The 10,221-nt window shown below is 66.2% G+C and carries 6 protein-coding genes and 3 pseudogenes; 3 read left to right on the top strand and 6 right to left on the bottom strand.

The annotated features are described in order from the left end of the window. Window positions 1-68 precede the first annotated feature (68 nt). Window positions 69-1,018 (top strand): annotated as a pseudogene (locus AC07DW_RS31945) (transposase). 51 nt (window positions 1,019-1,069) lie between these two features. On the opposite strand, the gene AC07DW_RS31940 reads toward AC07DW_RS31945, so the two are convergent. Continuing rightward, complete coding sequence (locus AC07DW_RS31940; RefSeq protein ID WP_478861146.1) at window positions 1,070-1,459, bottom strand: hypothetical protein; 390 nt, start codon at window positions 1,457-1,459, stop codon at window positions 1,070-1,072. 656 nt (window positions 1,460-2,115) lie between these two features. Here AC07DW_RS31940 and AC07DW_RS31935 point away from each other — a divergent pair. Beyond that, on the top strand, window positions 2,116-2,880 hold the full coding sequence (locus tag AC07DW_RS31935) for a GNAT family N-acetyltransferase (RefSeq protein ID WP_478861145.1): 765 nt from the start codon (window positions 2,116-2,118) through the stop codon (window positions 2,878-2,880). A 137-nt stretch (window positions 2,881-3,017) separates the two neighbouring features. Here the strand turns inward: AC07DW_RS31935 and AC07DW_RS31930 are convergent. Next, window positions 3,018-4,142, bottom strand: a pseudogene (locus AC07DW_RS31930) (IS3 family transposase). 990 nt (window positions 4,143-5,132) lie between these two features. Here AC07DW_RS31930 and AC07DW_RS31925 point away from each other — a divergent pair. Then, window positions 5,133-5,501 (top strand): transposase, encoded by a 369-nt coding sequence (locus tag AC07DW_RS31925; protein WP_478861147.1) that lies wholly within the window; start codon window positions 5,133-5,135, stop codon window positions 5,499-5,501. A 15-nt stretch (window positions 5,502-5,516) separates the two neighbouring features. Here AC07DW_RS31925 and AC07DW_RS31920 read toward each other — a convergent pair whose 3' ends face one another. The 4 genes and pseudogenes from AC07DW_RS31920 to AC07DW_RS31905 form a co-directional block, all read right to left on the bottom strand. Further along, window positions 5,517-7,064 carry an MFS transporter gene (locus AC07DW_RS31920; protein WP_478861144.1) on the bottom strand — a complete coding sequence of 516 codons (1,548 nt, stop codon included), beginning with the start codon at window positions 7,062-7,064 and terminating at the stop codon, window positions 5,517-5,519. Between the two features lie 2,261 nt (window positions 7,065-9,325). Beyond that, window positions 9,326-9,670: pseudogene (locus AC07DW_RS31915) on the bottom strand (transposase); the annotation flags it as partial. Between the two features lie 103 nt (window positions 9,671-9,773). Beyond that, entirely contained in the window at window positions 9,774-9,944 is a 171-nt protein-coding gene (locus tag AC07DW_RS31910) for a hydrophobic protein (protein ID WP_478861143.1), read from the bottom strand. A gap of 57 nt (window positions 9,945-10,001) precedes the next feature. Then, window positions 10,002-10,221, bottom strand: a 220-nt coding sequence (locus AC07DW_RS31905) for a hypothetical protein (RefSeq protein ID WP_478861142.1), incomplete at its 5' end; no start/stop codon positions are given.

The following is a 10,221-nucleotide window of genomic DNA, read 5'->3' as shown; positions in this document are numbered from 1 at the left end:
GCCACCCCAAGAAGTCCGCGCCGAGTTCGAGAACCTGCGGCTCGCCGCATGAATTGATGGATCAGACCCTGTCCGGAAAACGCGAGGCCCCTCAGAGCGTAGTCAGCGAAGATGGCACCACCGAGACCGGTGCCTCTGTGATCGACGAGATCGTCCGAAGGACGCGAGGCTGATGCTGGCCGCTGGAGGCCGAGGCCGAGCAGACATAGCCGAGCTCGCCGGTCAGTGTGATGAGGCCGGCCGCAGGCTGGTGGTACGTAAAGGCCGGCACCGGTCTCGGACAGTGACCACGGCGGCGGGACCGGTCGAAGTGTCGGCTCCATGTATGCAGGACAAGCGGATCAACGAAGCGACTGGTGAGCGCAAGCGGTTCTCCTCGAAGATCCTCGCGCCCTGGTGCCGGAAGTCGCCCAAGGGCAGTGAGGTGCTGCCGTTGCTCTACCTCCATGGCCTGGCGTCGGGCGATTTCGTGCCGGCACTCGACCAGTTGCTGGGCAGCGCGGCCGGGCTGTCATCGGCGACGGTGACCCGGCTGACGAAGCAGCGGACCGAGGATCATGCCGCCTTCCAGCGCCGTGGACCTGGCGGAATCCGGTTACGTCTATGTCTGGGCCGCGGCATCCACCCTGAAATCCGGCTGTCCCAGACTCATTCCTGCCTGCTGGTTCTGATGGGCGTGCGCGTGGACGGGACCAAGGAACTGATCGCGATCGCCGAGGGGCTGCGGGAGTCCACCGAGTCCTGGGCGGGCGTTCTACGACTTCCCGGCCGAGCACTGGATCCACCTGCAGACCACGAACCCGGTCGAGTCGACCTTCAGCACGGTGAAGCTGCGAACCAAGATCACCCGCGGCGCCGGCAGCCCGGCCGCGGCCCTCGCGATGGTCTTCAGGCTCGTCGAGTCCGCCCAGGCCCGCTGGCGAGCGGTCACCGTACCCCACCGCGTGCCCTTGTCCGAGCCGGCACCCGCTTCGAGAACGGTTACCTCATCGAACGAGACGAGGCCCTCGCAGCATGAACCACCTCAACTGATCCACAACTCGTGACTATTGCTCGGTGGACCACGTCGTCAGGGCGATCTAGGCGCTGCGCGGATCAGGGGTTCAAGATCCCCGTAGAAGGCGGCGTGCAGGGCAGCAGCCAGCTCACGTGCCCGGACTTCATCGGCCACGTCGTACAACACGCAGTAGACCGGGCCCGCGAAGGAGTCGGACCGGATTTCGCGGGCGCCGATCAGGCCGATCACAGCATCGCAGACGGCGCCGGTAACCTCGGCCCCGATGCGGTGCTGCGGCGCAGTCAGCGCGTCCGCCTTCACCGTCCAGCCCCCGCCCTGACATTCAACCGCAATGAAGACGGCACCGTGCCGCCTCGCCTGCCGGTAGGCGGCGTTATAGGCATCCAGGTCGGTCCCATCAGGGATCAGGCGGGCAGGACAGGGAATCGGCAACGGATCCATACCAACATGCTCTCAGCAGCCAGCCGGAACCGTACATTACCCCTGGTCCGTGTCCCTCCCCCGGGCACATCAGTGCCGGCGGCGCATTCCGCCGGAGCGCCCGGGGCGATCAGGACTGGTCGCGGTGCCTGATGCCCCATCCCCGCGTGGGACCGTGTCTGCGCCTTTGTAGCATCGGTGGGGCGTGACAGGTCGGCTGGGGGAGCTGCGCGACCGCTGCTCGGGTGGGTCCGTGACAACGCCAGCCGCGATCCGGAGCCGACCGACCGCCGGGATCATCGGCTCGCGAGTCGGTGCGGGCACCCGCCAACGGTGCCCGTGTCCTCACGCCGATACGACGTCGGCAAGAAGGTGCCCGGGCGGAAACGGCACATTGCGGTGGACTGCCGGGGTGGTCGGCGGCTCCCGGCGCCATCAGCAGGACAACCTGACACCCCGGCTGGGTGCCAGGGGCGTAAGAGGGACACCAGCTGAAGGGATATTTCACCGGTGGCGCCGCTCCCTTTGGTGTGGCTCTGCCTCTGCTCGCTCTGAACCGCAGTAGGGTGCGTCCATTCCCCTGTAGCGCGCTGCCCGCGTCACAGGCGGGTACGAGACGTAAGGGAAGGTGTGGATTGATCCGGCCGGATGCCATCAGCGGGCTGCGGTTGCGCCCAATGGCCGAGAAGGACTACACAGCGGTACTGGCACTGATCAATGCCGACTGGCTGCCCGGCCAGCTGCCCGCAAATGAAATCCTCACCCAGTACCAGAAGTGCATCCCGCCCCACCAGCTCCTGGTCTGCGACCGGCAAGGCGAGGTGGCAGGCGCCGTGTGCTGCGCTGTGTGCGCCGATGGCGCCGGGCAGATCGTGTGGCTGCACGGCCGGGAAGACTTCAGCATCATCACCGCACTGATCGTGGCCGCACTACAGCACCTCGGCCCGCGCACCGTCCACGCCTTCACCGGACCCGTCACCGCCACCGGCATTCCCGGGCTACCCCTCAGACACCGGCCCGCCACCGCCCGCGCCATCACCGCCGCCGGGTTTATCCCCGCCTTCGAGCAGGACTACTTCCTCCGCCCCCTCACTCCCCTGCCGCCCAAGCCTGGGTATCCGCTCGCAGACATCACCGAACTTGCCAGCCCGCCCGGCTGGCAGCTGACCCTCACCGACACCGGCGGCACACACATGGCCACCGCCACCCTGCATGCCCCCGTCTCACACACAGCCCACCTGCAGCAACTCGCCGTCCACCGCCAGCACCACTGCAACGGCATCGGCACCCATCTACTCATCCAAACTCTCCACTATGCAGCCAGCCACGGAGCACTGCACATCACCGCCACGACTGCCGGCGATAGCACTGCCGCCCACCTGCTCGCGCCCGTCGGCTTTCGGCCTATCGACACCCCCACGATTTATCACCGCCGCCCGTGATCCCAGAAGCAGGCCTGGCGGGGTGGTAACAGCACTGCCGGATATATTGGTCCGGTATGGGTAGTCTGGCTGCCAGGGCCTTTGTGAACCTGTGTCTGAACCGCCCTGGGTTTGCTGGAGGCGGGGTTGTCTGGCTCTCAGGCCGCGGTGGCAGTCTGGGGTGAACGGTAATGCACGGTCTCATACCCGGTGGGCGGGAGGCCGCCGATCGAGCTGTGCAGGCGCCGGTTGTTGTACCAGTCGACCCAGGTCAGCCTGGCCAGCTCGACGTCCTCGAGGGTCCGCCACGGACCCCGGGCTTGATCGTCTCGGCCTTGAACATGCCAATCGTGGACTGTGTGAACGCGTTGTCGAGGGCGTCGCCGACAGTCCCGACACGCGGGGGCCCCGGCTTCGGACAGGCACTGGGTGCAGCGAATCGCCCGGTATTGAATGCCGGCGTCGCTGTAATGCACCAGTCCGTCCAGGTCACCGAGTCCTTCGCGGCCGCGGGACCAGATCGCCATCTCCAGCGCGTCCAGGACCAGGCAGGTGCGCATGTGGCCGGCGGCCCCGCCAGCCGGCGATCTTGCAGGAGACGAAGGCGACGTAGACGGTGCCGGCCCAGGTGGCCACGCAGGTGAAGTCGGTGACCCACAGCCGGTTCGGCGCCATGGTCGTGAAGTCCCTGTTCACCAGGTCCTTCGGCCTGGCAGCGGCCGGACCGGCCACGTAGGTGCGGCGCTTCTTGCCACGGACCGCGCCGGTCAGACCGAGCACACGCATCAGGCACTCGACGGTACAGCGCGCCACGCGGATAGCCTCCTCCGTAACCGCCGGGTGATCTTCCGCGCACCGTAGACCCGGAAGTTGTCCTCATACACGCGGGTGACCTCCTTCTTCAGCCGTTCGTCCCGCAGATCCCGGGCCGAGGGCCGGCCCTCCCCGCGGCGGCGGCATCGTAGGTGGACGGGGCAACCGCAAGTTCCTTGCAGATAGGCTCGACCCCGTACGTCTCCCGGTGCGCGCCAGGGAACGCGCTCACCATTCCGCTCCAGCTCCGTGATCCGGGCAACGTCCGACGACGAGGCCCCCGGACGCTGCCCAGCGCCCGCCTCCGCCCGCTTTGACCCACTCCCGCAGGGCCTCGCGGTGCATCCCCCAGCTGGTCGGCGACCCGGGAGACCCGAGCCAGCCTTCTGACCGGTCTCCTGACGTATCTCGAACACGAGCCTCACGGCCCGCTCCCGCAGCTCGGGGGGGTACTCCCCCGGTGCTGGCATGACTCCAACCCTTCCAGGGATCAGAGCCTCCAAAGAAGCCGGGGCGATTCAGTCTGGGACCGGCGGCCTGCCACTGGCGACCGATGGGCATCGCCAACCGCGCGGAGCGGCTGGCTGCCGCCCAGTCCGTGACCCACGACCATGGGCCCATTGAGATGGTCCACGCGTGGCACAACACCCACGGATGCGAGCCGGGGGCTCTGCAGGCAGAGCCTCCTTCTCCCACTCCTTCTGCTGGCTGTCGTTACCTGCCGGAGCCCAGCACGGCCCGCCTCGCTGTAGACAGGGCACCGGAGGACTCCGCCATCGGAGCGCAAGGCAGCCCGGGTGTGCATACTCTGACGTGCTGCCGGGCACAGAAGCAGAACGCGCGCCGCTAGGCGAGCGGCGCGCGGCTGACCCTGTCGGCAGGGAGATGAGTCATGGCCCGGACAGTGAGCGTTTGCAGGGTGACCGCTCGGGTGAGGTGAAGAGAGCCCCAGGCTGTTGAGCAAGCTGATCTACGCTCGACTCTTCAGCCTTGGGGCTCCGCTGGTTCCGTCCGTCACGCTCCTGCCGGTCGGTTTCGGTCAGATCCATGGTGGCGCAAGGGAACCCTCAAACCCCTCGTTGATAGTCAGGGGCATGGGAGGTGACGTGACCGGGTCCCCTGGCCGTTGGCGTGGTGACTTCACTCAGCACACTGGCGTCCGGGGGCCCTGCTGGTTCCACGCCCGGCCTTCCCCACGACCTCGTCGGGCATGTCTCGTGGCTGCTCCATGCCCGTCGGCAGGAGCTGAAACCGCCCTGGCGGCGGCTGCGCTGTTTCAGGCAGGCTCTCCCGGCCCTGGCGGAACTGCGGAAGGAACGAGACGTTCCCGCAGCCCGCGGGCGGGTTTGGATATGTCCACCGCAACGGCCTGGTCGTCGGCACGGTGCTCGGGCTGCTCCTGACCTTCGCGCTCCAGCCGACGCTGGAGGACTACGTCGGCGAAACGCCCGGCGTTCCGGCTGTGTGGGCGCCCGTGCCCTCCACGAGACTCCTCGCCGGCCCGCCTGCGCACCCCCGGCGGAGAAGGGGCCTCTGCCCAGCTGAAGTCCTGGCAGATCACGACGAGCACCCTGCTGCCCTGCGCTTTAAGATCCGGCCGCACCCACCGCCACCGCCTCAACCGCGGCGGCGACCACGCCGCGAACAACGCTTTGTACACCATCGTGCTCGTCCGCATGCGCTCCGGCGAATGCACCCGCGCCTACGTCGAGCGGCGCCCCAAGGAAGGAGTCAGCCTGACCGCCCGTCTCACCGCCGTCCGGTCCGGGAGCGGCCAGGACGCTGACGCCTGCCCTCCCGGACATCGATTTTCCGTTCAGCATCCGTAACGGCACCCCTTGGGCTCATTCATCTAGGCGCCTGTCCTCGACACGCAGGGGGGTTGGCCTGCGCAGGAGAAACCAGGCCAGCGCAGCCGTTCCAAGGAGAGCGGCCGCCGAAGCGACGGCAGCCAAATTCATCCCGTGAACAAAGGATGTGCCGGCACTCTCCCACAACAGATCACCCGCTCGGGGCGGCAGCTCCGCGGCCGCCTTAATGGCTCCGCCGAGAGATTCCCGGGCTTCGTCGGCAGCTTTCTCGGGCACTTCTCCAGGCACGGCCACCTCCGCCCTGTAGACCCCGGTCAGGATGGAGCCCATGAGCGCGATGCCCCCGGCCGTTCCCAGTTCATAGGCTGTTTCGGAGATCGCGGCGCCGGAACCCATGTGCTCGTTCGGAGTGGACGTGAGCATGAGTGTGGTCGCGGCGGCGTAGAGAAGTCCCTCGGCGACCCCCACGGCCAGGAAGGTGACGGCGATGACCGCGTACGAGGTCTCCGTCCCCACCCAGCCGAAGACACCCAGGCCGCAGCCCATGAGCAACAGACATCCCGTGAGAACTCCCCGTACACCGAACCGCCGGGCGGCGGCCGCCGCCGTGAGGCCGCCTGCCGTGGAACCAAGAAAGCCGGGCAGATCGGCCAAGCCCGCCTGCAGCGGCGTGTACCCGCGTACCAACTGGAAGTACTGGGCGGTGAAGAACAAGGTTCCCGAGAGGCCCGCCAGCGCAACCAGGGTGGTCAGTACGGATGCCGTGAACTGCCGGTTGCTGAACAGGCGCAGGGCCAGCAGCGGCGTGTCCAGCGTCCGCTGCCGGCTTATGAACCACCACAGGCTCGTTGCGGCGACGAGTACCGCTACGACCACATCACCCCCCACAATTCCATGGACAGCGACTTCCTTGATCACGTATGTGAGGGACAACACGCCGACGATGGAGAGCGTGGCACTCTTCACGTCCCACACGCCCTTCTGGGAACTACGGCATTCCGGCAGCAGTAGGTGCCCGAACACCACGATCGCTGCGACTATAGGGAGGTTGAGGAGAAACACCGATCCCCACCAGAAGTGTTCCAGGAGCACCCCACCCACGACGGGACCCAGAGCGGCGCCTGCCGCAGCAGCCGCTCCCCATATACCAATGGCCTTCGCCCGTTTTCCCTCTTCCGGAAACACAGCGCGAATGAGGGAAAGGGTCGAAGGCATGATGGCTGCACCAGCTATACCCATCACCGCGCGAGCTGTGATCAGTGTCCATGGCAGCGCTGAGCATGTGGCGGCGAGGGAGGCCATCCCAAAGGCGGCACTGCCTGTCATCAGCAGGCGCTTGTGTCCGAGTCGATCACCCAGCGACCCCATACTGATGAGGAGGCCCGCTAGCACGAACGAATAGATGTCCCCGATCCAGAGCAGCTGAACTGCTGATGGCGCTAGTGCTTCGCTGATCGACGGGAGGGCAAGGAACAACACTGTGGCATCGATGCTTACGACGAGAACTGCTGCCGTCAGAACACCGAGTGCGGCCCACGGAGCGTTGCGGTGGGCGCCGACCGCTGGATACAGACTAGCCATACTTTCTCTTCCCTCGTCACTGTTCCACATCTTGTCCGACGGAATTGAGGGGCTCTACGTTCCACGTCCCGCCAAAATTTGGGTGCGGACCGGTGGCGCCGACGGTTGCGGAGCTCGCACTGAGCGGCAGCGCTCTGCAGTGAGCGTTCTGTGTCCATTCGTCTGGCGCGCGCCCGCACAGACTTACCCTTAAAGGGAAATTAACTGAACCCTTCTCATCCTGAGCCCCAGGCGGTCTCGATGACACGACCGGCGGCGGTCGTGCGACCGATGAAGGTCATGTCGAGGGCTGTTGACGGGCCCGTGTACGGGGTTGCTGTCAATCTGGGAAAAGGCGTCCTCTCCTGCCTGGAGCCTTTTTCACGTGTGAATCATGAGGGTGAGGATCGCGGCAGCTGCTGACGTGTCTGCCCGGACTGATGCGGGCATGCCCGAAGATCCGCAGTGAACCTTGCCGGAGACGTGGCCCGGCGCCTGGACCCGGCCGGTCTGCGCCATGGTGTGCCGTCCGGCAGCACGCAGCCGTCCGTGTGATGACTGGTGAGCACATCGGTCAGCGGCGGCGCGTGCTCCGCAAGGTGCCCGATTGTGCGGCTCACGCAGCGCCAGGCGGTGGCCGTACTGATGCCGGAGCCGTCGGCGGTCGGTCCGGGGGTGTCGTGCTTGCGCAGGCAGACCAGGGTGCACCCGGCACGGTCATCCGGCCGCAGTCTGCAGCGCCGCCCGGCTTCGCCGGACGCGATCACCATCGTGACCAGTTCCACGAGCTCCTCATCGGCACCGCATCCGGCAGGACAGGAGAACACCGGGCATCTCCGCAGATGAGGCTGGTGTCTGGCGACTCTCCAAACCAGCGGGATGCCCCGTCCGGCAGGCCACCGTCAACACATCACCAACGCCCACCCGCAGGCCCTACAAGTGAAAAAACCTCCTGGTCCTGACAGGGCGTCCACCCGCAATCCACCAGCCCGCCCCACGTGAGGTGTGTGGTGGCGGCCGCCAAGGCGTCGAGCACCACCGTTTCTCTGGGTAGGTCTCCCACGGACACATCCGCTCGACGCCCACGCGACCGCCACCACAACAAGCACCAGGGCCGTGCACCGGCGTGTCCGGAGGCTTTCATCAGCCGGAGTGGCAGCAGATGTCGCGGCCCGTGCTCGAACAGACCCAGCAGACTACCTGTCGGATCATCAGCTGGTTCTCGCCACACCCGGTGATCCGCAACGCTGCACCCCTAGTCGACGTTCCCGCGGAGGTCTCCACGCCCAGTCCCTGCGCTAATCTCCCTGCAGGTCGATTCCAGCCGTCGGCGACGGGCGGTAACGGCGTGCGGCTTCACGCTCAATGAATGGGCGCCCGGTGAAGAGTCAGTTAACGCAGGAAGCTCAAGCGTCCACAATTTGGTCCGTCTGACCTCTCATGCGTTGGCGCTAGTGGCCTGAGCTGCACGTTCTTTGAGCCGGACGCAGCAGACGGCTGCCCGCGCACTCCCGCAACGCTTTTGGCAGCCAATCGAATCATAGCCATCCCCAAGGTGCTGCCCCATTCTGCGGCACACAGAAGGACGCGCAGAACCGACCGGGCCGATCAAATTCAGCCGTTTACGGATCGCCGCAACGCCCCTGGCCGAAGTGCTGGATACGCTCGGCGCCATGAACACAATCAGCGCCCAGCGCCCAGCGCTCAGGTTCGGAACGATCGCCCTTGGCGTCCTCGCGCTTCTCATCCCGGCTGCAGGAGCTCAAGCCACACCCACGTCCATTCGGTCTCAAATTAAACTTATTTGTGACCCGACTACTTGGAAGACGGAATACACCGCGCGCAGTTGGGGGCACGCCTCCGGAGCTAAGGTGAGAAGCAGGATCGACATTGGAGTCACTGACGTCTACGGCCCCGATAAAGTGACCGGCGAGCCGCCATACGGACTTGGAGCTGCATACACCACGGGCGACGTGGAACGAGTGGCAGACAGCAAAGGGACTTGGTCCACCAACGAAATTCTTAACCAGGGTGGCCGGCCGTCGGGTCACCCCCGTTCTCACACACGCACCACGACGGTCACCCTGCGCGTCGAGGACGGAAACGCCTGGTCTACCGCTGAGGCCAAGTGCACGCAGTCGGTGTACTGACCGCACCTGTGCGGAGAAAGCCGTCGCCCGCCTGAGGACCTCCCCGTCTGAGGTGCCCTGATCCTTCCTCGCACACACCAGCCTCACCATCCGGTCATGGATGACGGGTCGGCCGCCTCCTGGGCCCTTCTACTTCCGGTTGGCGGCCTGGTCCTTCTTCTCCGGGATGACCGCTTTGATGTTGCGCTTGCGCAGATAGGCGCGGTTGCCGCGGGATGAGTAGGCCTTGTCCGCAGCGACCGCGCCGGGCCTTGTGCGGGGACGGCCGACGGGCAGCCGGACACGGACCTTCTTCAGGACCGGCATGAACTGCGGACTGTCGGCGGCCTGCCCGGCGGTCAGGACGAACGCGAGCGGACGGCATCTGCGGTCCGCGGCGAGGTGAATTTTGCTGGTCAGCCCACCCCGCGACCTGCCGGGCAGGGGTCCTACAGGCGGAGCTTGTGCCGGCCGGACGCCTCGGCGCTCTTCCTGTCCGTTCCTGCCAGGTCTTGCTGGGCAGGGATTCTGTCCGCGGTCGTCTGGCCAGGCCGACGAGTACCGAACCGTACCGGCGTCCGGGGTGAACGGGTGCCCGTGCCTACCATCGGTACCAGCGGCCGCGTGAGCCGCCGTGACTGGCCGAGCGGGCCACGAAGCCGATCAGCCAGACGACCAGCACGATGGCCGCCACCCACCAGAGAACCTTCAAGACAAAGCCAGCACCGAAAAGAATCAAGACGAGCAGAAGAACAAGAAGAAGCGGGACCATAGTTATCAACCTCCGGGGGAGCTTGTGCCCCACATGGAGACGATCACACGAGGGAAGTCAGTTTTCTTCCCGTGTTTTTCCCGCGTGATCCGGCAACACGCAGATCGATCCCGTAGCCGACAGCGTGGGAGTGCGATGCGGATGGCCGCCGACGAGAAGACTCAGACCCGGATCGTCAAAGCCGACTCCGTTGCCCAATTCGAGTGGGTTGGCTGTCAAGCCGCGAGTCGGTAGAGGAGCCGGGACAGGCGGCTGGTGCGGGTCTTCGTGGGCTGAT

The sequence above is a fragment of the Streptomyces sp. NPDC045701 genome (genome assembly GCF_056432045.1).
The sequence above is the reverse complement of the archived record's forward strand: the minus strand, read 5'-3'. Positions and strand labels throughout refer to the sequence as shown.